Origin of the sequence: Streptomyces rapamycinicus NRRL 5491, assembly GCF_024298965.1 — a bacterium.
Taxonomy (GTDB): Bacteria; Actinomycetota; Actinomycetes; order Streptomycetales; family Streptomycetaceae; genus Streptomyces; species Streptomyces rapamycinicus.
Window position 1 is genome coordinate 7901900 of the sequence record NZ_CP085193.1, and the last position, 24402, is coordinate 7926301.

General features: G+C 71.7%; 24 protein-coding genes. 12 read left to right on the top strand and 12 right to left on the bottom strand.

Going from position 1 to position 24402, the window contains the following annotated elements; all coding sequences use genetic code 11:
* Positions 1-2 precede the first annotated feature (2 nt).
* The 4 genes from LIV37_RS32850 (at position 3) to era (ending at position 4948) form a co-directional block, all read left to right on the top strand.
* Positions 3-209: a hypothetical protein gene (locus LIV37_RS32850; RefSeq protein ID WP_148717783.1), complete on the top strand. Its 207-nt coding sequence runs from the start codon at positions 3-5 to the stop codon at positions 207-209.
* 194 nt (positions 210-403) lie between these two features.
* Entirely contained in the window at positions 404-3385 is a 2982-nt protein-coding gene (locus LIV37_RS32855; RefSeq protein WP_121824229.1) for a beta strand repeat-containing protein, read from the top strand.
* A gap of 172 nt (positions 3386-3557) precedes the next feature.
* A complete protein-coding gene (locus LIV37_RS32860) occupies positions 3558-3908 on the top strand; it encodes a cytidine deaminase (protein WP_121825133.1) in 351 nt (116 codons plus the stop codon).
* A gap of 83 nt (positions 3909-3991) precedes the next feature.
* Entirely contained in the window at positions 3992-4948 is a 957-nt protein-coding gene (era, locus tag LIV37_RS32865) for a GTPase Era (RefSeq protein ID WP_020871397.1), read from the top strand.
* A 61-nt stretch (positions 4949-5009) separates the two neighbouring features.
* On the opposite strand, the gene LIV37_RS32870 is transcribed toward era, so the two are convergent.
* A complete protein-coding gene (locus tag LIV37_RS32870; protein WP_020871398.1) occupies positions 5010-5276 on the bottom strand; it encodes a protealysin inhibitor emfourin in 267 nt (88 codons plus the stop codon).
* 27 nt (positions 5277-5303) lie between these two features.
* Positions 5304-6410 carry a M4 family metallopeptidase gene (locus LIV37_RS32875; protein WP_020871399.1) on the bottom strand — a complete coding sequence of 369 codons (1107 nt, stop codon included), beginning with the start codon at positions 6408-6410 and terminating at the stop codon, positions 5304-5306.
* A 298-nt stretch (positions 6411-6708) separates the two neighbouring features.
* Between LIV37_RS32875 and leuA the strand changes: the two genes are divergently transcribed.
* The 5 genes from leuA (at position 6709) to LIV37_RS32900 (ending at position 14228) form a co-directional block, all read left to right on the top strand.
* A complete protein-coding gene (leuA, locus tag LIV37_RS32880) occupies positions 6709-8493 on the top strand; it encodes a 2-isopropylmalate synthase (protein WP_020871400.1) in 1785 nt (594 codons plus the stop codon).
* Positions 8494-8730: 237 nt separating this feature from the next.
* Positions 8731-9441: a TerB family tellurite resistance protein gene (locus tag LIV37_RS32885; RefSeq protein ID WP_020871401.1), complete on the top strand. Its 711-nt coding sequence runs from the start codon at positions 8731-8733 to the stop codon at positions 9439-9441.
* 129 nt (positions 9442-9570) lie between these two features.
* The gene (locus LIV37_RS32890; RefSeq protein ID WP_121824228.1) at positions 9571-11778 is read left to right on the top strand and encodes an MMPL family transporter; all 2208 of its coding nucleotides are present in this window, start codon (positions 9571-9573) and stop codon (positions 11776-11778) included.
* 225 nt (positions 11779-12003) lie between these two features.
* On the top strand, positions 12004-13524 hold the full coding sequence (locus LIV37_RS32895) for a sensor histidine kinase (protein ID WP_020871403.1): 1521 nt from the start codon (positions 12004-12006) through the stop codon (positions 13522-13524).
* A complete protein-coding gene (locus LIV37_RS32900) occupies positions 13521-14228 on the top strand; it encodes a response regulator transcription factor (RefSeq protein WP_020871404.1) in 708 nt (235 codons plus the stop codon). The genes LIV37_RS32895 and LIV37_RS32900 overlap by 4 nt, the downstream gene beginning before the upstream one ends.
* Here LIV37_RS32900 and LIV37_RS32905 read toward each other — a convergent pair.
* On the bottom strand, positions 14197-14391 hold the full coding sequence (locus LIV37_RS32905; protein WP_020871405.1) for a YegP family protein: 195 nt from the start codon (positions 14389-14391) through the stop codon (positions 14197-14199). The two genes, LIV37_RS32900 and LIV37_RS32905, sit on opposite strands and share 32 nt — an antisense overlap.
* Positions 14392-14732: 341 nt before the next feature.
* Complete coding sequence (locus LIV37_RS32910; RefSeq protein WP_020871406.1) at positions 14733-15377, bottom strand: GNAT family N-acetyltransferase; 645 nt, start codon at positions 15375-15377, stop codon at positions 14733-14735.
* A 124-nt stretch (positions 15378-15501) separates the two neighbouring features.
* On the opposite strand from LIV37_RS32910, the gene LIV37_RS32915 reads away from it, so the two are divergent.
* The gene (locus LIV37_RS32915) at positions 15502-16050 is read left to right on the top strand and encodes a GNAT family N-acetyltransferase (protein ID WP_020871407.1); all 549 of its coding nucleotides are present in this window, start codon (positions 15502-15504) and stop codon (positions 16048-16050) included.
* Positions 16051-16112: 62 nt separating this feature from the next.
* On the opposite strand, the gene LIV37_RS32920 is transcribed toward LIV37_RS32915, so the two are convergent.
* The 7 genes from LIV37_RS32920 to LIV37_RS32950 form a co-directional block, all read right to left on the bottom strand.
* Positions 16113-16358 carry a hypothetical protein gene (locus tag LIV37_RS32920; RefSeq protein WP_020871408.1) on the bottom strand — a complete coding sequence of 82 codons (246 nt, stop codon included), beginning with the start codon at positions 16356-16358 and terminating at the stop codon, positions 16113-16115.
* Positions 16359-16369: 11 nt separating this feature from the next.
* Positions 16370-17719 (bottom strand): S8 family peptidase, encoded by a 1350-nt coding sequence (locus LIV37_RS32925; protein ID WP_121824227.1) that lies wholly within the window; start codon positions 17717-17719, stop codon positions 16370-16372.
* Positions 17720-18081: 362 nt separating this feature from the next.
* A complete protein-coding gene (locus LIV37_RS32930; RefSeq protein WP_020871410.1) occupies positions 18082-18933 on the bottom strand; it encodes an NmrA/HSCARG family protein in 852 nt (283 codons plus the stop codon).
* A 167-nt stretch (positions 18934-19100) separates the two neighbouring features.
* The gene (locus LIV37_RS32935) at positions 19101-19856 is read right to left on the bottom strand and encodes a DJ-1/PfpI family protein (RefSeq protein WP_202979597.1); all 756 of its coding nucleotides are present in this window, start codon (positions 19854-19856) and stop codon (positions 19101-19103) included.
* 142 nt (positions 19857-19998) lie between these two features.
* Positions 19999-20472 carry a carboxymuconolactone decarboxylase family protein gene (locus LIV37_RS32940; protein ID WP_020871412.1) on the bottom strand — a complete coding sequence of 158 codons (474 nt, stop codon included), beginning with the start codon at positions 20470-20472 and terminating at the stop codon, positions 19999-20001.
* A gap of 191 nt (positions 20473-20663) precedes the next feature.
* A complete protein-coding gene (locus LIV37_RS32945; protein WP_020871413.1) occupies positions 20664-20813 on the bottom strand; it encodes a hypothetical protein in 150 nt (49 codons plus the stop codon).
* Between the two features lie 1041 nt (positions 20814-21854).
* Complete coding sequence (locus LIV37_RS32950; RefSeq protein ID WP_202979596.1) at positions 21855-22481, bottom strand: CGNR zinc finger domain-containing protein; 627 nt, start codon at positions 22479-22481, stop codon at positions 21855-21857.
* Positions 22482-22600: 119 nt separating this feature from the next.
* Here LIV37_RS32950 and LIV37_RS32955 point away from each other — a divergent pair, with 119 nt between their 5' ends.
* On the top strand, positions 22601-23302 hold the full coding sequence (locus LIV37_RS32955; RefSeq protein WP_020871415.1) for a haloacid dehalogenase type II: 702 nt from the start codon (positions 22601-22603) through the stop codon (positions 23300-23302).
* Positions 23303-23393: 91 nt separating this feature from the next.
* Entirely contained in the window at positions 23394-23741 is a 348-nt protein-coding gene (locus LIV37_RS32960) for a nuclear transport factor 2 family protein (RefSeq protein WP_020871416.1), read from the top strand.
* A 10-nt stretch (positions 23742-23751) separates the two neighbouring features.
* On the opposite strand, the gene LIV37_RS32965 is transcribed toward LIV37_RS32960, so the two are convergent.
* A complete protein-coding gene (locus tag LIV37_RS32965; protein ID WP_020871417.1) occupies positions 23752-24321 on the bottom strand; it encodes a TetR/AcrR family transcriptional regulator in 570 nt (189 codons plus the stop codon).
* Positions 24322-24402 lie beyond the last annotated feature (81 nt).

Below are 24402 nucleotides of genomic sequence, written 5' to 3' on the forward strand. Positions count from 1 at the left end.
CTGTGCTCCGGCCCGGCCCGGCAGCCTGGTCCGGTCTGGCCCGGCCCGGGGCCCGGCCCGGTCCGCCTCCCGCGCTCCCGCCGTACGCGCCGGGGCGCGGCACCCGCCCGTACGACAGCGTGCCGTCGCGCCAGCGCATCGCCAACGCGCGGCCCGCGCTGCGCCATCTGGGTGGAATAGCCGTCCGCTCCCTGGCCCATGTGGCGTAGGCGCCCGCTTACTTGCAGATACCGACTGGTGGGTCGCCCATACCTCTGTCGGGGGACAGTCGGCCTGTCTGCTTTGACGTAGACAGGTCGGCCGTATGGGCACCCCCGCACAGAGGCCATGGCTCCGCGTGGCACGCGTCGCGCGGAGCCGGGCGGCTCATCCCCCCTGAGCTCAGGAAAGGGCGGCCGCTTCCATGTCCACCACCACGGTGACCTCCGTACCGAATCCCTCAGTCTTCGGCGAATCCGTCACCTACACCGCCACCGTCACCGGTATCACCGCCGGGACCCCTCCATGGGGCGACGTGACCTTCGTCATCGCCGGAGGCCCGACGCTCGGCCCCGTGACGCTGACCCAGACCGGGGTCGACTCCGGCACGGCCAGCGTGACCGACTCCACCCTCGCCGTCGGCTCCCATCTGGTCACGGCGAACTTCGTCAACTCCAGCGACCCTTTGGACAATTCGTCCGGCACGACCATCCAGCAGGTCAACCAGTCGGCGACCACCACCACCGTCACCTTCGTCCCGCCCGCGCCCGTCTGCGGCGAGACCGTGACCCTGACCGCCAGTGTGGCGGCGGCGCCCCCGGGCAGCGGCATCCCCACCGGTACGGTCACCTTCATCATCAGCGCGGACGGGCCCACGGTGCCCGGGACCCTCGACGGGGCCGGGAACGCCTCGGTCACCGTCCCCGCCCTGAGCGTGGGCACACACCAGGTCGCGGCGTTCTACAGCGGCGACGCCAACTTCGCCGCGTCCAACTCGCCCTTGACGCCGCTCACCGTCAGCCCGGCGTCCTCGACCACGACCCTCACCATCTCCCCGGCCTCGCCGGTCTGCGGTGAGACGGTGACCCTGTGCGCCCAGGTGGCGGTCGTCGCGCCCGGTACCTGCACCCCGACGGGCACGGTGACGTTCACGGTCGCCGGCGGTCCGACGCTCACGGGCACCCTGGACGCGACCGGGCAGGCGTGCGTGACGACCACCGCCATCCCGGTGGGGACCCACGCCGTGACGGCCACCTACGCCGGAAACGGGGACGTCTCGGGCTCGACCGACACCGGCTCGGTCACGGTCGGCCAAGGCGCGTCGACCACAACGGTCACGGTAACCCCCGCCTCGCCGGTCTGCGGTGAGGCGATCACCATCTGCGCCCAGGTGACGGTGTCGCCCCCGAGCACCTGTACGCCCACCGGCACGGTGACCTTCGTGATCACCGGTGGTCCGACCCTGACGGGCACGCTGAACGCGAGCGGCCAGGCGTGCGTGACCACCAGCGCGCTGACCGCGGGGTCGTACACCGTGACCGCCACGTACGGTGGCAGCACGAACATCGCGAGCTCCACCGGCACCGCGTCGATCACCGTGGGCCAGGGCGTCTCGGGTATCTCGGCGAGCATCTCGCCCAGCCCGTCCGTCTGCGGTGAGCCGGTGACCATCTGCGCGGACGTGAGCGTCGGGCCGCCCAGCACATGTGTCCCCACCGGGAACGTGACGTTCGCCGTCTCCGGTGGTCCGACCCTGACGGGCACGCTGGACGCGACCGGTCAGGCGTGCGTGACGACCAGTGCCATTCCGGTCGGCACCCACAGCGTGACCATCACCTACCCGGGCGACGGGGACGTCCTGGGCTCGACGACGACCCTCCCCCTGACGGTGAACCAGGCCGCCTCGACGACCGCCCTGACCATCACGCCCAGCACGGCGTCGTGCGGCCAGTCGGTGACCTTGTGCGCGCAGGTGACCACGACACCGCCCGGCACGTGCGCCCCGACCGGGACGGTGACGTTCACGATCGCGGGCGGTCCGACCCTGACCGGGACGCTGAACGCCAGCGGTCAGGCGTGTGTGACGACCAGCGCCATTCCGGTCGGCACCCACGCGGTGACGGCCACCTACTCCGGTGACACCGGCGTCGCGGGTTCGTCCGCCTCCGGGACCGTCACGGTCAACCAGGGCGTCTCCACCACGACCCTGAGCTTCCTGCCCGCCTCCCCGGTGTGCGGCCAGCCCGTGACCCTGTGCGCCCAGGTGACGGTCGCGTCGCCCAGCACCTGCACCCCGACCGGGACGGTCACCTTCACGATCGCGGGTGGTCCGACCCTGACCGGGACGCTGAACGCCAGCGGTCAGGCGTGTGTGACGACCATCGCCATCCCGGTCGGCACTCACGCGGTGACGGCCACGTACGCGGGCAACACGGGCGTGGCGGGCTCGTCGGCGTCCGGCTCCATCACCGTCGGCCAGGCCGCGTCCACGACCGCGCTGACCATCACGCCCGCCTCCCCGGTGTGCGGCCAGTCGGTGACCCTGTGCGCGCAGGTGACCACGACATCGCCCGGCACGTGCGCCCCGACCGGGACGGTGACGTTCACGATCGCGGGCGGTCCGACCCTGACCGGGACGCTGAACGCCAGCGGTCAGGCGTGCGTGACGACCAGCGCCATTCCGGTGGGTACGCACGCGGTGACGGCCATGTACGGGGGCAACACGGGCGTGGCGGGCTCCTCGGCGTCCGGCTCCGTCACCGTCGGCCAGGCGACCACCACGACCACGCTCACCTCCTCGCCGAACCCGTCCACCCCCGGCCAGAACGTGACCTTCACCGCCACCGTGACCGCGGTGCCGCCGGCGACGGGCACCCCGACCGGGACCGTCACCTTCGTGATCAGCGGCGGGCCCACCCTCACCGGCACGCTCAACGGCGCGGGACAGGCCACCGTCAGCACCAACACCCTCACCACCGGCGCGCACACGGTCACCGCCACCTACGGCGGCGACACCTGCTTCGCCGGTTCCACCTCACCGACCATCACCCAGAACGTGGCCGTGCTGCCGACCGGGACCACCGTGACCGCCACTCCGGCCACCATCCGGCTGCGGTTCAACGGCACGTTCGTCATCCCGACCCTGAGCGCGACGCTGAGGGACGCGTCGAACAACCCGATCCCCGGCCAGACCCTCACCTTCGTCGCCAACTCGGTACTGGGCCCGATCGCGCTGGGCAGCGCGGTCACCAATGCCAGTGGCACGGCGACGCTCAGCAATGTCGCCGTCCCGCCGACGGTGATCACCGCCTCGACGTACACCGCCTCCTTCGCGGGCGCTCCGGGTCTGAGCCCGTCGTCGGGTTCGGCCTCGCTGACCTTCCAGCCGACGCCGCTCCTCCCGTAGGGCGCCCGAGGCCCTGAGGCCCTGAGGCCCTGAGGCCCTGAGGCCCTGAGCACAACGCGCCACCGCACAACCGCGTATCGCCCGCGCCGGGCCGCCGCACCGCGGCCCGGCGCGGGCCGCGGTGTGCCCACCGGAGTCACCGCCGGTCAACGCCCCGCATATGCTCATCCGCATGAGCGAAGCAGCGCAGTTGGACCCCGAAGACCGCAAGATCATCACGCTGGCCCGCTCCGTGCGGGCCCGCAACTCCGTACCGGAGGGCGCCGCCGTCCGCGACGAGACGGGGCGTACGTACGTGGCCGGGACCGTGGCCCTCGACTCGCTGAAGCTGAGCGCCCTCCGGACCGCCGTCGCCATGGCCGTGGCGAGCGGAGCCACGTCCCTGGAGGCCGCGGCCGTGGTGACCGACGCGGAGAGCGCATCGGAGGAGGACCGCGCGGCCGTCCGGGACCTCGGCGGGGCCGGGACCCCGGTGCTGCTGGCGGGCCCCGACGGCACCCTGCGGGCCACGCTGGACGCCTGACCCCGGCCCACCCGCCCCCGGTGGTCGTACGAGGCCGGGAGGGCTGGTCCGAGCGGGCCGGGGCATCGGGGAGAATGGGGGCCATGACTGCCGGTACCTCCCCGTCCCCGACCGAGCAGCGGGAGACCCCGCACCGCTCGGGCTTCGCCTGCTTCGTCGGCCGCCCCAACGCGGGCAAGTCGACCCTGACCAACGCGCTGGTGGGGACGAAGGTCGCGATCACCTCGAACCGCCCGCAGACCACCCGCCACACCGTCCGCGGCATCGTGCACCGCCCCGACGCCCAGCTGGTGCTCGTCGACACCCCCGGTCTGCACAAGCCGCGCACCCTGCTCGGCGAGCGGCTCAACGACGTCGTGCGCACCACCTGGGCCGAGGTCGACGTCATCGGCTTCTGCCTGCCCGCCGACCAGAAGCTGGGCCCCGGCGACCGCTACATCGCCACCGAGCTCGCGGGGATCAAGAAGACCCCCAAGGTCGCGATCGTCACCAAGAGCGACCTGGTCGAGCCCGAGCAACTGGCCCAGCAACTGATCGCCGTCGACCGGCTCGGCAAGGAGCTGGGCATCGAGTGGGCCGAGATCGTCCCCGTGTCGGCCGTAGGTGACCAGCAGGTGGATCTGCTGGCGGACCTGCTGGTCCCGCTGCTGCCCGAGGGCCCGACGCTCTACGCCGAGGGCGACCTCACGGACGAGCCCGAGCAGGTCATGGTGGCCGAGCTGATCCGGGAGGCCGCGCTGGAGGGCGTACGGGACGAACTGCCGCACTCCATCGCGGTGGTGGTGGAGGAGATGCTGCCCCGCGAGGGCCGCCCCGCGGACCGGCCGCTCCTGGACATCCACGCCAACCTCTACATCGAACGGCCCAGCCAGAAGGGCATCATCATCGGCCCCAAGGGCCGCCGCCTGAAGGACGTGGGCACCAAGTCCCGCAAGCACATCGAGGCGCTGCTGGGTACGCCGGTCTTCCTCGACCTGCATGTGAAGGTGGCGAAGGACTGGCAGCGCGACCCGAAGCAGTTGCGGAAGCTCGGGTTCTGAGCCCGGTGCGTGGGCCCCGGCGCATCCGCCGGGGCCGAGTGCGCCCCGGCCGCGTGGGGCTTTACGCGCCTTCCTCCAGCACCGTGCGGATCAGTTCCCGCTGGGCGTCGCTCAGCTGGGGGTCCGCGGCGTGGACGGTGCGGCCGTCGACGGTGATCTCGTACTGGAAGCCGTCGGGGACGCCGCGGGGGGCCGTGGTGTGGCCGGTCTCGACGGCCTGGTGGGCCAGGGCGTCCAGATGGGTGGCGTCGGGCCGGCCGGTGGTGTCCAGCTCGGCCCGGCGCTCGATTCCGGCGAATCCACCGGTGCGGGTGACGGAGATGCGCATGGCTCCATCACTACCCGATGGCGTGCCCTAGCGCGCGCCCACGTGGGCCCGCAGATCGGTGATGCCCACCCCGGCCCATGCGTCCCGCACCGCCGCCTGCTCCTCGCCCTCGCCGTAGCGGGCGTGCGCCGCGGCCACCGTGAGCTGGGCGAAGTCGGCGAACTGCGCGTCGGAGTCCAGATCGCCGCCGGTCAGCACGTCGTACCAGATCTGCCCGGCGCGCTCCCAGGCGTTGCCGCCCAGGGCGGTGGCGGCGAGGTAGAAGGCGTGGTTGGGGATGCCGGAGTTGATGTGGACGCCGCCGTTGTCACGTGAGGTGTGGACGTAGTCGTCCATCGTGCCCGGCTGCGGGTCCTTGCCCAGCACATCGTCGTCGTAGGCCGTGCCCGGGGCCTTCATGGAGCGCAGGGCCACCCCGGTGACCCGGTCCGTCAGCAGCCCCGCGCCGATCAGCCAGTCGGCCTCCTCGGCGCTGTGGCCGAGCACATGCTGCTTGACCAGGGAGCCGAAGACGTCGGACATCGACTCGTTGAGCGCCCCGGACTGGCCGAAGTACTCGAGGTTGGCGGTGTACTGCGTGACGCCGTGGGTGAGCTCGTGGGCCATCACGTCGACCGGGATGGTGAAGTCCTGGAAGACCTCGCCGTCCCCGTCGCCGAAGACCATCTGCTCGCCGTCCCAGAAGGCGTTGTTGTAGTCCTCGCTGTAGTGGACGCTCGCGTTCAGCGGCAGCCCCGAGTCGTCGATGGAGCGCCGGCCGTACGCCTTGAAGAAGAGCTCGAAGGTCGCGCCGAGCCCGTCGTACGCGCGGTTCACCGAGTCGTCCCCGCTCGCCTGGTCGCCCTCGCCGCGCGTCTTCCTGCCCGGCAGCGAGGTCCGGTGCTGGGCGTCGTAGATGGTGCGCTGGGGCTTGTCGGAGGGCGCGGCCGCCCGCGCGGCGGGGACGCCGCGCACGGTGGCGATCCGGCGGCGGGTGCGCTGCAGGGCGTCGTGCTCGAGCGTGCGGCGGGCGGGATCGGCCAGCGAGGCGTCCTCGGCATGGGACAGCTTGTCCAGGACGTGCGGCGGCACGATCGTGCAGAAGGCGGTGTGGCGGTGACCGCGGGCAGGGCGGGCATTGGCATTGGCGTCCATGGCTGGCAATGTCGCATCGCGTGATGCCTGTGTCACGCCTTGCGGTCATGATTGCTGAAATCGAGTGGAAGATGTGTATTCCTCCGAAGCACATGCTTCGGTCCGCATAGTGATACGGGTCCGCCGGGCCCGTGCGTCTCGGTTAGGCTGCTCTCCATCATGCGTTTCGGGCTGCTTCTTCTTAGCTGCCGCGGCGAGGGCCTGTAGTCGTAGGCCGACCCCCTCCCCGCGGAGTTCGGTGTTGCGGTGTTTTCGCCCCGTCGGCCGCCCAGCGGACATACGAGGAGCCCTACGCATCATGAGCACGTCTGATCATTCCGCAAGCGCCCAGAGCCATGTCGGCCGTCCCACCCCCATCACCGCCGCGAGCGTCACCCAGCGCCCCTCGGGGATGCCGATCCACAAGTACGGCCCGTACGAGGCCGTCGACATCCCGGACCGCACCTGGCCGGACAACCGCATCACCGTCGCCCCTCGCTGGCTGTCCACCGATCTGCGGGACGGCAACCAGGCGCTGATCGACCCGATGTCCCCGGCCCGCAAGCGCGAGATGTTCGACCTGCTGGTGCGCATGGGCTACAAGGAGATCGAGGTCGGCTTCCCCTCCTCCGGTCAGACCGACTTCGACTTCGTACGGTCGATCATCGAGGGGGGCGCGATCCCGGAGGACGTGACGATCTCCGTCCTCACCCAGGCGCGCGAGGAGCTGATCGAGCGCACCGTGGAGTCGCTGCGCGGGGCGCACAAGGCCACCGTGCACCTGTACAACGCCACCGCCCCCACCTTCCGCCGCGTCGTCTTCCGCGGCACCCGGGAGCAGGTCAAGCAGATCGCGGTGGACGGCACCCGGCTGGTGGTGGAGTACGCCGACAAGATCCTCGGCGATGACACGGTCTTCGGCTACCAGTACAGCCCGGAGATCTTCACCGACACGGAGCTGGACTTCGCCCTGGAGGTCTGCGAGGGCGTCATGGACGTCTGGCAGCCCGAGGAGGGCCGCGAGATCATCCTGAATCTGCCGGCCACCGTCGAGCGCTCGACCCCGTCCACCCACGCGGACCGCTTCGAGTGGATGTCGCGCCATCTGTCCCGGCGCGAGCACATCTGCCTGTCGGTGCATCCGCACAACGACCGCGGCACCGCCGTCGCCGCCGCCGAGCTGGCGATCATGGCCGGGGCGGACCGCATCGAGGGCTGCCTGTTCGGCCAGGGCGAGCGCACCGGCAACGTGGACCTGGTGACGCTGGGCATGAACCTGTTCTCCCAGGGTGTCGACCCGCAGATCGACTTCTCGCAGATCGACGAGATCCGCCGCACCGCCGAGTACTGCAACCAGATGCAGATCCACCCGCGCCACCCCTACGCGGGCGATCTGGTCTACACCGCCTTCTCCGGCTCCCACCAGGACGCCATCAAGAAGGGGTTCGAGGCGCTGGAGGCGAGCGCGGCCGAGCAGGGCAAGACGGTGGACGAGATCGAGTGGGCCGTCCCGTACCTGCCCATCGACCCCAAGGACGTCGGCCGCTCCTACGAGGCCGTGATCCGGGTGAACTCCCAGTCCGGCAAGGGCGGCATCGCCTATGTCCTGAAGAACGACCACAACCTGGACCTGCCGCGCAGGATGCAGATCGAGTTCTCCAAGACGATTCAGGCCAAGACCGACGCAGAGGGCGGCGAGGTCACCCCGGACCAGATCTGGGCGGCCTTCCAGGACGAGTACCTGCCGACCGAGGACAACCGGTGGGGGCGGATCTCGCTGCGCAGCGCGCAGACCTCGACCACCACCGAGGGCACCGACGCGCTCACCGTCGAGGCGGTCGTGGACGGCGCCGAGACGGTGCTGACCGGCACCGGCAACGGCCCGCTGGCGGCCTTCTTCGACGCCCTGGCCGCGATTGACGTGGACGTACGGCTGCTGGACTACTCCGAGCACACCCTGAGCGAGGGCGCCGCTTCGCAGGCCGCCGCGTACATCGAGTGCGCGATCGGCGGGCAGGTGCTGTGGGGTGTCGGGGTCGACGCCAACATCGTGCGCGCCTCCCTGAAGGCCGTCGTCTCCGCGGTGAACCGGGCTCGCCGCTGATCCTCACGGAATCCTCCGGATTCCTTTCAGGTGGGTAGATGATCTTTCACCGGCCTGATCGGACGGGTTCATCACCCCGTTGACCTGGTCACCCACATGGGCCCCGTTCACCCCGCGAGGTGGGCGGGGCCTCGGGTTTGGCCTGTTGTCTCCGTTCGGGGTACTGACGTCACATCATGGATGTGGCTAGCATCACGTCAACGCGGCAACGTGGCCGAAGCGTTATGGAGGTGTGACGTGGTGCACCGGCGAGCCCGCCGTGACCGGGACCTGTGTGTGGTAGGCGTACGCACTCTGTGGCGGACCGTCGGCGATGGTGAGTTCTTCTGCCCCGAGTGCGGAGGCGACCGCAACTACCGCCGCCGTACCGGCCGTCGCCGCATCGTGGTGCTCGGCCTGCCGGTGCTGCCGCGCGGACCGGTCGCGCCCATCGTGGAATGCGCGGCCTGCGGCAGCCGCTGCGGCACGGAGGTGCTCGACCACCCCACCACGACCCGCTTCTCCGCGATGCTCCGCGACGCGGTGCACACCGTGGCCCTCGCGGTCCTCGCCGCGGGCGGCACCGAGGCGACGGCGGTCCGGCAGGTCGCGGTCGGCGCGGTGCGCGCCGCCGGGTTCGCCGACTGCAGCGAGGAGCAGCTGCTCGCGCTCATCGAGGCCCTCGCCGCCGACACCGGGCGGCTGCCGGGCGCCTGCGGCGAGCGGGACGGCCTGGACCCGTGCGGTACGGCGCTGGCCATCGAGCTGCACGAGGCACTGGAGCCGCTGGCCCCGCATCTGGCCCCCACCGGCCGGGAGGCCATCCTCCTCCAGGGCGCCCGGATCGCCGTGGCGGACGGCCCGTACCGCCCGGCCGAGCGCGCGGTCCTGGAGACGGTCGGCCGGGCGCTGATGATCTGTCCCGACGACACGGCCCGCCTGCTGGCCGCCACAAGGGCAGCGTTCTGAGCGGAGGGTTCCGGTTCGCTCTCCGTACTCCCCAGGGAGTAATCGCCCCCTCCTCGCCCCCGGCGTAGTAGCCGCCATTTCCATCGTCGGCGCGAGGTATCGGCGCCCGGGCGCCGGAAGCCTGGGGGCATGCAGACGACATCGTCAGGGATCGCTGGAGATCCCCAACAACCGGACGCGCCACCACCCGCCGCGGCCGGGGCGTCATCCGCCGCGGCAGGCGGCAAGCGGAGGCGCTCACTGCCCTGGGCGGTCATCGCGGGCTGGGTGCTGCTGCTCCTCGTCGCCGTCCCCTTCGCGGGCAAGCTCGAGGGCGCCAAGCGGGACACGGCCGTCGACTACCTCCCGGCGGGCGCCGACTCCACCCAGGTGGCGCGGCTCCAGGAGCGGCTGCCCGGTGGCGACACCATCGACCTCGTCCTCGTCTTCCACCGCGACGGCGGGCTGACCGGCGCCGACCGTAAGGCGGCCGGCGGGCGGGTCGCCGAGGTGGCGGGACGTCATGACCTCGTCGGCGGCACGGCGCCGCGCGCCGTGCCGTCCAAGGACGGCACGACCGTGATGTACCCCATGGCGCTCACCGGCCTGGCCGACGAGAAGGAGCGGGCCGACGCCGTCAAGGACGTCCGCGCCGAGCTCGCCTCCCATCCCGGGGGCCTGACCGTCCAGGTCGGCGGTCCCGGGGCGCTCAGCGCCGACTCGCAGGAGGTCTTCGCCTCCACCGACGGCACGCTGATGTTCGCCACCGCCGGGGTGGTCGCCCTGCTGCTGATCATCACCTATCGCAGCCCGCTGCTGTGGCTGGTGCCGCTGGGCGTGGTCGGCGTCGCCGCCATGGCCGCGATGGCGATCGTCTACGGCCTCGTCCAGGGCTTCGACCTCATCGTCACCAGCATGAGCTCCTCGATCATGACGGTGCTGGTCTTCGGCGCGGGCACCGACTACGCCCTGCTGATCGTGTCCCGCTACCGCGAGGAACTGCGCCGCCACCGCGCCCCGTACGACGCGATGCGCGAGGCCCTGCGCGGCTGCGGTCCGGCCGTACTCGCCTCCAGCGGCACCGTGGCCGCCGGGCTGCTGTGTCTGCTCGCCGCCGACCTCAACAGCAGCAGCGGACTGGGTCCGGTCGGCGCGGTCGGGGTCATCTGCGCGCTGGCCGCAATGATGACGCTGCTGCCCGCGGTGCTGGTGCTGCTGGGGCGCCGGGTGTTCTGGCCCCTGATCCCCGTCCACGGCAGTGAACCGCGGGCGACCCGGCGCGGGTTCTTCGAGGCGATGGGCGACTCGGCCCGCCGCCGGCCCGGTGCCGTGCTCCTCGGCGGTGCCGCGCTGCTGGGCGTGCTCGCCCTCGGGGTGCTCAATCTGCCCGGCAACCTCAAGCAGGAGGACACCTTCACCGACAAGCCCGAGTCGGTGGCCGCCACCCAGACCCTCGCCGACGCCTATCCGGACAGCAGCAGCCAGCCCATCAGCGTGATGGCGCGCACCGCGGGCGCGGACGAGGTGCTGCGGCGGGCGCGCTCCACGGAGGGGGTCGTACGGGCGGACACCGGGCGCAGCGGCGGCGGCTGGACGGAGATCGACGTCTTCCCGCGGGGCGCCCCGCAGTCGGCGGAGGAGACGGCCGCGCTGCACGCCCTGCGCTCGGATCTGGTGCGGGTCGAGGGCGCCGACGCGCTCGTCGGCGGGCCCAGCGCCCAGCAGCTCGATCTGAAGGACACCAACGCCCGCGACCGGATGCTGGTCATCCCACTGGTGCTGATCGCCGTACTGCTGATCCTCGCGGCCCTGCTGCGCAGCCTCCTCGCGCCGCTGGTCCTCGTGGCCGCCGTGGTCGCGGTGTGGGGCGCGGCCATGGGGCTCGGCGGGCTCTTCTTCGACCCGGTCTTCGGCTTCGCCGGGGTCGACCCAGGGCTGCCGCTGCTGTCGTTCGTCTTCCTGGTCGCCCTCGGCGTGGACTACGGCATCTTCCTGATGCACCGGATGCGGGAGGAGTCGCTGCGCGGGGCGGACGTCCCGGACGCGGCGGTGACCGCGCTGCGCACGACGGGCGGGGTGATCGCCTCGGCCGGTCTGGTGCTGGCGGCGACCTTCGCGGTGCTGGCCTCGCTGCCGATGGTGATGCTGGTCGAGATGGGGTTCGTGGTGGCGGTCGGCGTGCTGCTCGACACCTTCCTCGTACGGACGTACCTGGTGACGTCGGCGAGCCTGCTGCTGAAGCGGTGGGTGTGGTGGCCGGGCGCCCTCTTCCGCCGTACGCCCGCCTCGCGGGCCCCGGCCGCCCAGGACGGACCCGCCGCCGGGTCCCGTCCGGAACCGGCCGTACGCGGCGGCTGACGCCGTTCCTCAGCCCGGACCGGCCGCACAGGGGCCGGCCGGTCCGGGACACCCTTCGTACCGCCCCAGGCCGCCCCCTGGCCGCTCTGCCGCCCCCAGGCCGTCCCCTGGCCGCTCTATGGCCGCTCTCCGGGTCCGTACCGCCCTAGGGGCTGCGTACCGCCGTATGGGACGCATACAGCCCTATGGCAGCCCTATGGCTCGGCCCGAGGCGGATCCCCGAGGATGGAGCCCGTGCCCGTACCTCCTACGAACCACTCCGCGCCCACCCCGCCGGAGCGTGCCGCCAACGCCCGGCACCCCGCCGCGCGCCCCGCCGCGCACTCCGCCGTCCACCGCGCGATCGCCTCCGCGTCGCGCGCCCTGCACAACGGCCCCCGCCCCGCCGAGGCCCCGGAGGAGGCCCGCAGGCGACGGCGGGTGGACGCCCGGATCGCCGGTGCGGTGCTGGTCCTCCAGGCGGTCCTGGCGCTGCTCAACCCCGACCGGAACGGACACCGCCCGGACGCGTTCGGCTGGGCGCTGCTCGTCGCCAGCGCCACGGTGCTCATCGGGCGGCGGCACAGCCCGATGGTGGTCACCGTGGCGGTGGTGTTCATGGTCGGGCCGTACCACGCCATGGACAACGTCCATATCGCGGTCGTCCCGGCCGGGCTCCTCGCCGTCTACACGCTCGCCGTCATGGGCCCGCCGCTGCGGTCCTTCCTCACCGTCACCGCCGTGATCTCGATCATGGTGTCGGTGATGGCACTGAGCGGGAAGCCGCACGCCGGTCTCGACATGCTGCGCACTTCCGGCTGGGTGCTGTCGGTCGTGGTGATCGGCGAGGCGGTCCGCATCCACCGCAAGTACATCGCCGCGATCCTGGAGCGGGCCGAACGCGCCGAGCGGACCCGCGAGGAGGAGGCGGCCCGGCGGGTCGCCGAGGAGCGGCTGCACATCGCCCGCGATCTGCACGATTTGCTCGCGCACAGCATCACCCTCATCGGCGTCCAGACCTCCGTCGCGGCGCACGTCCTGATCGCCGACCCCGAGCGGCTGGACCGCGAGGCGATGGCCAAGGCGCTCGACTCGATCGCCGACACCTGCCGGGACGCCCGCGCCGAGCTCCGGGCCACCCTCCAGGTGCTCCGCGGCGGCGCGGGCGGCGACGCCGACCGCGCGGACGGGGAGGACACCGGGCCGCTGCCGGGGCTCGCCGGACTCGCCGACCTGGCCGCGGCGGCGGAGGCGGCGGGCGTCCGTGTGGACCTTACGGTCGACGTGGAGGCGTCCGAACTGTCGCCCGCCGTGGGTGCCGCCGCGTACCGGATCGTGCAGGAGGCCCTGACCAACGCCGTCCGGCACGCGCCCGGCACAAGGGTGCGGATCACGCTCGTACGGGACGAGGGGGAGCTGAGCGTCGCCGCCGTGGACGACGGCCCCGGGGGCGAGGAACCGCCCCTTATCGCGCCCGTCGAAGCGGGCTACGGCATCGTGGGCATGCGCGAGCGGGCCCGCAGCGTCGCGGGCACCCTGTCCGCCGGGCCGCGCGAGGACGGCCCCGGCTTCGCGATCAGGGCCGCGCTGCCGTGGGGGAGGGGCGGCCCGTCCGGCGGCCGTACGGGCACCGGCAACGCTACCGGCACCGGCACCGGCACCGGCACCGGCACCGGCACTGGCACTGGCACCGGCACCGGTCCAGGCTCCGGCACCGCCGCCAGTACCGGACAGACCGCCGCACCGCCCAGGGAGGCCACCGCATGACCACGCCACCGGACCCGCCGATCAGGGTGCTGCTCGCGGACGATCAGACGCTGGTCCGTTCCGCCTTCGCCATGCTGGTCTCCTCGGCCCGCGACATGGACGTGGTCGGGCAGGCGGGCACCGGCCGTGAGGCCGTCGAACTGGCCCGCACGGCCCGAGCCGACCTCGTGGTCATGGACATCCGGATGCCCGATCTCGACGGCATCGAGGCCACCCGCCGGATCGCCGCCGACGAGGACCTCGCCGGGGTAAAGGTGCTCGTGCTGACGACGTACGACACCGATGAGCACATCGTCGAGGCGCTGCGCGCGGGCGCGTCCGGCTTCCTGGTGAAGGACACCCGGCCCGCCGAACTCCTCGACGCCATAAGGACCGTGGCTGCGGGGGAGTCCCTGCTCTCGCCCGGCCCCACCGCCCGGCTCATCGCCCGTGTCCTGCGTCTGCCGGAGGCCCCGCCGCCCGGCGTTCCCGCGCCCGCCGCACTGGCCGCGCTCTCCGAGCGCGAACGGCAGGTGCTCGCCCTCGTCGCCCGGGGCCTGAACAACGCCGAGGCCGCGCAGACCCTCGGCCTTTCGCCGCTCACCACCAAGACCCATGTCAGCCGCATCATGGGCAAGCTGGGCGCCCGCGACCGCGCCCAACTCGTCATCGCGGCCTATGAGTCCGGCCTGGTCACGCCGACTTGTCGGTCGGAATCTCCTTGATCTCGGCCGTCGGGGCGTTCTTCTTGACGGATTCGACGCCCTTCTGCGCGGCGGACTTGGACTCATAGGCCTCGCCGACCGCGATGATCTCGCCGTTGCCCGCCTTCAGCCGGAAGCGGTGCTTGCCGCGCTTGTCCTCGTAGATCTCGAACTTGCCTGCCATGGATGCCACCTCCATTGGGGTGTGTCCGGCGGGTCTCTTGCCGCTTGCGGCGGGCTGCTCCCCTCCCCGCCCCTTCCACAGCATCGATATGCGGCTCCGCCGCGTGGCTGGGCTCTGCCCCAGACCCCGCTCCTCAATCTCCCCCAGCTACCGCTGGGAGGTGCCCCCTGGAGGGGCTGGAAGGCGGGGTTTCGCCCCAGACCCCCGGGGTCCAGGGGCGGAGCCCCCTGGTAGCGAAGGACCCGCCGGACACCTCGTCGTCCCGGCCCCCTCAAACCACCGTAGAGCGGGCGATACGGGCTCGCACTCCCGCAGCCCGAGGACGCCACGGCCCAAGGGCGTCAGGGAGCGCCGAACAGCGCGCGGCACGGCTCCAGTCCGGCGATCTCGACCGGGGTGGCGCGGTGCTCCTCCCAGGCCGCGCGGTCCAGCCGCAGCCGCTGAAGGGTGCGGGCCTCGCCCCGTACGGCGAGCACGGACAGCCCGTCGGGGCGGTAGCCGAGCCGCCGGGACACCCCCAGCGAGCGGCCGTTCTCCACCATCGCGCCGGAGATCAGCGACAGTGCGCCCAGCCCCTCGAACGCCAGGTGCGCCACCGCGGCCCGCATCTCCGTGCCCAGGCCCTTGCCCTGGTGGGCGGTGCCCAGCCAGGATCCGGTCTCGGCCTCCCGCGTGACGGCGAACTCGGCCGCGAACAGGTCCTGCCGCCCGATCACCGCCCCCTCGTGCAGCACCGCGAGGCTCAGCGTCCACTGCTCCGGCCGCCATTCGGCGATCGTGCGGAGCACATGCTGGAAGGTGCCGCGTCCGCGCTCCTCCGGGGGCGCGTCGGTCCACGGGACGCCGAAGGGCATCTCGTCCGGGTCGTGCACCCCGCCCGCCGCGACCGCGGCGAGTTCGTCGAGCAGCGGGATGTCGGGAAGCCGCAGCTCCAGGCGTGGCGTACGCAGGCGCAGCCCGTACAGGGGCCAGTGATGGGGGTCCATGACGGGAGGCTGCCGGAGCCGCGGCCGCCGAGTCGAACCAATTACGGCCGACCGTGTGGCCCGTCCCGCGCGTGGGCGCACAATTCGTTTGCAGTAGCGTGGCATTCGGACGCATCCTGACCCGATGTTGATCCGACGAGAGACCCGCTCCGACATCGACGCCGTACGGACCGTCACCTCGGCCGCGTTCGCGAAGTCGGACACCTCGGACACCTTGAGCAGCCCGAGCCCCCCACCTCCGGTCGAGGCCACGCTGCTGGACGAGCTCCGGATCAGCGACGGCTGGCTCCCCGCGCTGTCGTTCGTCGCCACCGGCGACCGTGGCGAGGTGATCGGACATGTGGTGTGCACCCGCGGCCATGTCGGCTCCGACCTGGCCCTCGCCCTCGGCCTCGGCCCGCTCAGCGTGCACCCCGCCCATCAGGGCCGTGGCGTGGGCCTCGCGCTCGTCCACGCGGTGCTCGGCGCGGCGGACGCGTTCGGCGAATCGCTGGTCGCCCTGCTGGGCAGCCCCGCCTACTACGGCCGGTTCGGCTTCCGCCCGGCGACCGAGTACGGCATCTCGGCCCCGGATCCGGCCTGGGGCGAGTACTTCCAGGTCCGGACCCTGACGGCCTATCAGCCGACCGTCAAGGGCCCCTTCAGGTACGCCGAGCCGTTCGACCGCGTCTGACGCGGCGTTCGACCCTCTCTGACACGGCGTTCGACCGTCTCTGACGCGGCAGGGGCCGAGGCTCACCGCGGCGCGTCGGGCGGCGGCAGCCGGACGATCTGCTCCCGGTCCACCGACTCCACGCCGTCCACCGCCGCCAGTACCGGCATCCGGTCCTCCGCGATCGTCCCTGACAGCGAGCCCAGGATCGGCTGCTCACCGGTGACCGTCAGCCCGACCCGGCGCGCGGCCTCCACCACCTGGGCGAACCGGTCCGGGTCGACCGAGAGGATGACCCCGACCGGCCCGGACCGTGCCGGCTGCCCCATGGCGCCCCCGCTCACGGCGCCTGGAGCAGACCCGCGCCGATGTCCGCGCCCGGTTGCGCCAGCGGATGGGCGCCGGACAGCAGACGGGTGCTCAGGTCGGCCGCCGAGGCGTCCGGATGCGCCTGCGCCAGCAGCGTGACCACACCGGCGGCATGCGGCGTCGCCATGCTGGTGCCGCTCATCGTCTGGTACGTGCCGTCGGGCGCGGCCGAGAAGATGTCCACCCCGGGCGCGGCGATATTGATCTCCCCGCCCGCGCCGTTGATGGCGCCGCAGGAGAAGAACGCCGTCCCCAGGTCCTTGCCGAGCGCCGCCACCGCCAGGATGGACGGGCAGTTGGCGGGCCGCCCCACCGGCGCCACGAAGCCCGGCCGCCGGCTCTCGTTGCCCGCCGCGGCCACGATCACGGTGCCGCGCCGCAGCGCGCGCCGCGCCACGTTCTCGTAGGTCTGCGGGAACAGCTCGCCCGGCTCCACCGGAGCCCCGAGCGACATGGAGACCACCCGGGCGCCCTGGGCGACCGCCCAGGCCATCCCCGCCAGGATCTCGCCGTCGGAGCCCACGCCCTGGTCGCTGAGCACCTTGCCGACCAGCACCCGGGCCTCACCGGCCACGCCGTACCGCGGCGCGCGCCCCGGCTCGGCCGGACCGGCCACGGTGCCGACGCAGTGGGTGCCGTGGCCATGGCCGTCCTCGACGCTCACCCCGGACACGAAGGAGGCGGTCGCCTCGACGCATCCGGTCAGATCCGGGTGGTCGGTGTCCACACCGGTGTCCAGCACGGCGACCTTCACCCCGCTGCCCGTCAGATGCGACCAGTTGGCGCGGATCCCCTGGAGTCCCCAGGTGGTGTTCTGCTCGTCCCACGCCGGTCCCAGCGAGGTGGCGAGCTCGGCCCGGGTGTGCCGGGACACTTCGCCGTCGTCGCTGCGGTACGTCGGGAAGAAGCCGGTCAGCGTGCGCTGCGGCTCCGTGATCACCGACGCGTACACCACGCGCTCCGGCTCCGTCGCGATGATCGTCGGCTCCGCCTCCGCCGTGGTGACCAGCGCATGGCGCTGGTCCGGCCGCACATCGACGACGGCGACGCCGAGTTCGTCGAAGACCACCGACACATCGGCGCGCCCCAGCAGCTCCGCCGCTCCGGGCTCGGCCCCGCGGACGCGCTCCACGGACGAGATCCCCACGGACGAGCGCAGCGCCTCCAAACCGCGGTCGGGCTCCTGCTGATCGAGCAGGACCACATACCGCCCGGTGTACTCGGTCTGCTGCGCCCCCGGCGGCATACCGCCCCGCTGCCGCGGCCGCTCCCCGTTCGGCCCCTTACCCATGGGCCCCACGGGCCCAGGTCCGTTCGTCATTGCCTTTCTCCGCTCCTGTGCGCGGTCTGTGTGCACCCCTGTGCTCCCCGGGATGTTTCACCCGCCCCCACAGCCTCTCGAGCCCCTACAGTCCCCCGAAGTCCCCCGAACCCCCCCACGTCCCCCTTATGCCCACCGTCACCCCCCGCGTGGGGGCCCGCAACTCGGGGCCCGGGCGCCCCCGCACACCGATTGATCCGAAGCGGCCATTGGGCCGGGCTGACGCGTGCGGGTATAAGGGACGGCACGGGGAGCGGGGGATCGAAGGGCCGGGGGAGAACTGTGGCGGGCGGCAAGGTCGCCGACCGCCACCGGCGACGCGCCGCCCGCCGTCCCCGGCGGCCACCGATCGGAGCGTCCGCTCAGCCGCGCGGCCGCGGCCACTCCTGCTCGGCGGCCCAGGCCGCGAAGGAGGTCCAGACGACGCCGGGGAAGTCGGCGCGCAGTCGCGGCAGGTCCACGTCGTAGCCGGTCTCCGCCAGGAAGGTGAACATGGCCCCCATGTCCGCGCTCGCCTTACGGACCGTGTCCAGCGGCACCTGGCGGTACTCCACCGGGCCACCGGCCGCCGAGGCGAGCGCCTCGGCCATCTGCCGGGGAGTGGGCGCGTCGCTCGCGACCTCCACCCGCCGCCCGATCCACCGCCCGGGGTCGGCGATCACGGCGGCCACCACCGCGCCCAGGTCGCGCAGGGCCGTCTGCTGGAGCGGTGTGTCACCGGGGATCGCGAGGGGCAGCACGCCCTGGGCGATGTCGTCCCGGCTGCCCAGGGCGTTCTCGTAGAAGTACGTCGGCGCGACCACGGTCGACGGCAGACCCGCCGCCTCCAGGTTCCGCTCGATGACCGCCTTGCTGTCGAAGTGGGGGATACCGGTGGAGCGGTCCGCCGAGCCCACCGAGGCGAGCACCAGATGCGCGGGCGCGGCCCGGCCGGCGGCTTCGATGATCGCCTGCCCCTGCCGCACCTCGGCGTCCGGGCCCGACTCGAACGGCGTCGTCACCGCGAACGCCGCCGACGAGCCCTCGAAGGCCGCCGTCAGCGACGCGGCGTCGCTCAGGTCGCCGACCACCACGTCCACGCCCTGCTGGGCGAGCCGGCGTGCTCTGGGCTCCTCGCGGTCGCGGACCACGGCCCGGACGCTGTGGCCCGATGACAGCAAGGCCCGTGTCACCGCACCGCCCTGGCCGCCGGTGGCTCCCAGCACAGTGATCATCAGTACCGCGTAGAACAGCCGAGACCGACGGCGTCGGAGCGCCGTGGGGCATGCTCAGCCCCGCGGGACCCATGGTCGTACAGGATCGGTCGGCGCGCGGGAGACGCGCCGGTCGGCCGCGCCGCCGCTCGGCGGCGACGAGGCGCACATCGGGGGGTGAGCGACCGTCACGCCTCGCTCGGCGCGGCGCGCCGCTCCAGCACCCGCGAGATGGTGCGGGCGATGCTCTCGTCGATGTGTTCGCCGAAGGTGGCCTCCGCGAACTCGGCGAAGCGGGCGACCACTTCGGGCCCGGCGCCCTCGGGGGAACCGGCGTCGAAGGGCGGCCGCGGGTTGTACTCCATGGCCAGCTGGGAGAGTTTCGCGGCGTCCTCGCCGAGGGTGCGTGCCACGAGGGTGAGCCCGAAGTCGATGCCCGCGGTCACACCGCCGCCGGTGACCCTGTTCCGGTCGACGCATACGCGCTCGTCCGACACCTCGACGCCGAACCGCGCCAGCTGATCCCGCGTGGCCCAGTGCGTCGCCGCCCGGTAGCCGTCGAGCAGACCCGCCGCCGCGAGCACGAGCGAGCCGGTGCAGACGGAGGTGATGTACGAGGCGGTACGCCCGTGGTGGGAGAGGAACTCGGCCTTGGCGCGGTCGAGCAGCACCTCGTCGACGCGCCCACCGGGGACGAACAGGATGTCCAGATCGGCGGGGCAGCTCTCGAGGGTGACGGTCGGCAGGACGGCCACTCCGGTGTCGGACACCACCGGGCCCAGTGAGTCCGACACCAGGTGGACCCGCATGCCCGCACTGGCGAAGGCCAGGTGCGGACCGACGAAGTCGAGCATGGTGTGACCCCCGTACAGCACCATGCCGACTTCCATCGGACGTGCGGAGTCCGTCTCCCGGCCGTTCCCCTGCGTCGTTTCGTGTGCCAACTCGAGCCTCCGTGGTGTGCCTGCCGAACGCGTGGAAATCGCGCTTTTCGGCACGCTAGACACCGGTCACGGCATCAACCATGAGCGTTTGTGCCGACCCTCCACGGATTCTCGCCAGCGCCCCGCGGGAGGACGCCGGACCTCACCCGAACTGGCCGGGCCGGTAGTCGCCCGCGGGCTGCTGGACGATGACGTTCAGCCGGTTGTAGGTGTTGATGACGGCGATGATCGACACCAGGGCGGCGAGCTGCTCCTCGTCGTAGTACTTGGCGGCGTTCGCCCACGCCTCGTCCGTGACACCACCGGCCGCGTCGGCGATGCGGGTGCCCTGCTCCGCGAGTTCCAGGGCGGCGCGCTCGGCGTCGGTGAACACCGTGGCCTCCCGCCAGACCGCGACCAGGTTCAGCCGCGTCGAGGTTTCCCCGGCCTTCGCGGCGTCCTTGGTGTGCATGTCGGTGCAGAAGCCGCAGCCGTTGATCTGGCTGGCGCGGATCTTCACCAGCTCCTGCGTCGCGGCCGACAGCGCCGAGTCGCCGATCACCTTGCCCGCGGAGTTGAGGTGTTTCAGGAAGGTGCCGAGGAGCGGGTTGCCGAAGAGGTTCAAACGGGCGTCCATGACGGGCTCTCCTAGCGGTTGCCGTGGTTACACCTCCCTGACGGAACGGCTCGGAGAGATGTGACAGGACCGAATGTGACCTGCGTCTCCACCGGGATCAGCCGCCGCCCCCCGGGCCCCCGGGGGGCGGCGGCTTCCCGGCCTCGCTGTTCGCTGCCTCGCCGCCTCGCTGTGCGGGCTCCGCGGCGGGCCTAGTGCGTCAGCGTGTACCAAGCGGTGCTGCCCACCGTGATGCACACGGCCCAGGCCCACCGCAGCGCTTTGGGGGAGATACGGACGGAGAAGGTCACGTGCTCGTCGAGGTTGACCTCGAGGTGTCGCCGGCGCTTGCGTTCGGCCATGCGGATTCTCCTTGGACTTCGTGGCCCTCGGTCATGTGCCGGGGCCCGTCTGGTGAGGGACTGACGGGGTGTTCGGCTCCAACTGCCAGGAAGGGGGGAACACCACGTCGGAACGTACGCCTGCCCGCGGACAGGTGTCGTGTAGTTAACGCAGCCACGTCGCTCGACGCAACTAAACCCGCACTAACCACTGACAAAGCGTCAGCCGTCAGCTGTCGGCGGGTGACACTACAATTCCCCTCCGCTTCAGGGACATTGATCCGCATAGCTCCCATCGCCGACCATAGCGGCCATACTTACCGACGGGTATTCCGCAACTTTGCGATTGGGAGCGCATGTAAATGCACTTAACGCGCCAGTTGGGCCCGTGTTCGGTATGGCCAACGCCACATTCCAGGTGGCGATGAAAGGGCGATGAAACATCCCAAGAGCCGCCCATCTGGCATATTCGGCGTGTCTTCGCGAAAGCATCATGTCCGGTATGGGGTGCGGCGGCGCTCAGCAGGAGTTTTTGGCTCTCCGGTGTCGGCTAATTGCCTCTCGAATTGGCGACTGCCTGCTGTCCGGCTAAGTGATTGCCCGGGCGATCTATCCATGGCGGATGCAACGCGATGATCGCGAATGCAAATCGTGTGCGGATGGTCGCGTGAGCGGTGCGCAATGACGGTGTTGGCCGGAAACCGCCGCCCCTCCCTTCCTGGCAGTTGGAGCAGGGGCGGCGGCCCTCACCAGACGTGGAGAACCACGCCCGCTTACTTCGTCGTTGACCCCACGGATGTGCGGGCAGCGTCGCTGTTCCGGCCTCCGCCCAGTCAACGACTGGACCGAGGATAGTGTTTTTCTGTGGGGTTCGGATGCACTAGAAGGAGTGAATATGTGTTATTCGCAACACTGTTCTGGCTGTTCAGAAGAACGAAAACCCTCGACTCCGGGCCCGATCTCTCAGCGCGTTCTGATAGCGGAACCTCTGATCCCGCCAGGGCATCGAGGTGCCACATGATGAGCATGTGGCCGGTTTTCGTCACCTTCTAATAGGGCGGCCTATTCGGAGTCGGTGGCCCGGTCGCGCGTCGCGGTTCGGCGAGCGCGGTGGTTGGCGACGTTGACGCGGTTGCCGCACAGCCCGGGCATGCAGTAGCGGCGGCTGCCGGGCCGGGTGGTGTCGATGAACGCTCCCCGGCAGGTGGGTGCGGTGCACGGCCGGAACCGCCGCTCGCCGAGGGTGTGGACGACCCCGAGGACGCCCATGCCGCAGATCAGCGAGAGGGCGTCGGCTATGGTCGCCCCGTCCCGGAGCGGGACGGCCCACCGTATGCGGCCCTTGTGTGCGGGGTCCGGTACCAGAGTGGCGCCCCGGGCGGACGAGGTGAGCCGGGTGGCACCGGCGATGAGGCGGTCGCGGCCGGGGTGATCGATCAGGTCCCGCACGGTGGTCCGCAGCGCGTGCACCGCATGGAGGTCGGCCGCGCGCCCCCGGCGGGCGAGTTCGGCCAGCGCGCCCGGAACCTCGTCGTCATCTCCGGGCCGGTCGCCGTGCTGCTCGGTGAACGCGACGAGGGCGGCCGGATCGGGCAGGTGGTCGTCGCCGCGCCAGACCTCGGCGGTGGTGTTGACCAGCTCGGTCGCGATCCCCGCCGCCCAGACGTAATCGTCCAACGCCACTTGCATCGTTGACGCACCTCTCGCTACGTTTCGGCTAAACGCAATTTTAACCCTTACATGCCACGCCGGCTACCAGCCCCAGCCTCAGTCCCCCGCCCTCCCCGCTCCGTCAGGAGACCTTGCCCATGTCAGAGCTGGAGATCGACGCCGTCGTCTTCGATGTGCTCGGCACCCTCGTCGACGAACCCACCGGCATCCGTGCCGGTATCCGCGAACTCGCCCCGGCGCTCGACGATTCCGGGATCGAGCGGCTGTTGTCGCTGTGGCAGCGGCATATCGACCGCGAGCAGCGCCGCATCCTCGACGGCGCCCGGCCCTACGCCACCACCGAGGTCCTCGACCGCGAAGTCGCCCGGCTCGTCGCCGACACCGCCGGGGTCGACGACCCGGCCGCCGTGGCGGCGCTGGCCGCATCCGGCCGTCGGCTCCCGCCGTGGTCCGACACGGTGGCGGGGCTGGCCCGGCTCGCCGGGCGGTTCCCGCTGATCGGGCTCTCCAGCGCGAGCCGTACGGCGCTGCTGGAGCTCAACGCCCACGCGGGACTGCGCTGGCACCAGGCCCTGTCCGCCGAGGACGCCCGGACCTACAAGCCGGACCCGGCGGTCTACGAGCTGGCCGTCACCGCCTCCGGACGGCCGCCGGGGCGGCTGCTGATGGTCGCCGCCCACGCCTGGGACCTGCGCGGTGCGCAGGCTCTCGGTCTGCGCACCGCCTATGTCGCCCGCCCCGTCGGCGACCCGCCCGGCCCCTCGGACCGATTCGATCTGCACGCCGAAGGGCTGGCCGATCTGGCGGACCAACTCGACAGGAACTTGCCTCCGCAATAGCCAGCGCTTGCAATCATCCGCGTACGCAACTATTGTCTCGAGTCACCTCGCACACCCGCGAAACACACCCGCGAACGGAACGGCTGGAGCGATGACCCGGACCCCCGAGCAGATCTTCCACGACCACGGCCAAGCGCTCGGCTCGGGCGACCTGGACAGGATCAGCGCCAACTACGCGGAGGACGCGGTCTTCGTCACGCCCTCCGGTGTGCTGCGGGGCCGCGAAGGGGTGAAGCGGGGTATCGGCGCGCTCCTCGGCGATCTCCCCAACGCCGCCTGGGAGTTGAAGCCCCAGTTCGCGGACGACGTCCTCTTCCTCGAGTGGTCGGCCGCCACCGCCGATGCGCGCGTGGAGGACGGCGTCGACACCTTCGTCTTCCGCGACGGCCTCATCCAGGCCCAGACCGTGCGCTACACCCTGGTCGCCGAAGAGGGCTGAGCCGCCTCGCCTAGTGCACCAGGGGGAGGAAGACCGTGTCCACGATCTCTTCGAGGGTGTCGTCGGGCACGGGGGCGAAGGTCGTGAGGATTTCGTGGCGCAGCAGGTCGAAGGGGAGCGACTTGACGCGTTCGGTGAGGCGTTCCGGTTTGATCTCGCCACGGTCGACGGCGCGGTCGAAGAGCGCGTCGAGAGCTTCCGCGCGGCCCGTCGCGAGGGGGTCGCGCAGCTCATCGGGGCTGTTTCCGGTCGCCTGGTGGTAGTCGGCCAGGCGCATGCTCATGATGGTGATGAACTGGACGCGGGTGGAGTTGATCTCCCGCATGAGGGTGAGGATGTCCTCCCGCAGGCTTCCCGTGTCGGGAACGTCGAGGCGGGACTCCTTCAGGGTGTGGACGATGGCTGCCCGGACCAGCTCGTCGCGGTTGGACCAGCGGCGATAGAGAACGGGCGGGCTGGTGCCCGCGCGCTTGACGACGGCGTCCATGGTGAACCTGGCGTAGCCGGTGTCCGTGAGTTCTTCCCAGGCCGCGTCGAGGAGCGCCTTCTCCAGTGCCGCTCCGCGGCGTCGCTCGGGCATGCGTTCCTCCCTTAGATAGACTTGCCTTTCTTATTCTAGCGCCCTACTCTGACCGCCGTAAGATAGACGTCTATATCTTAA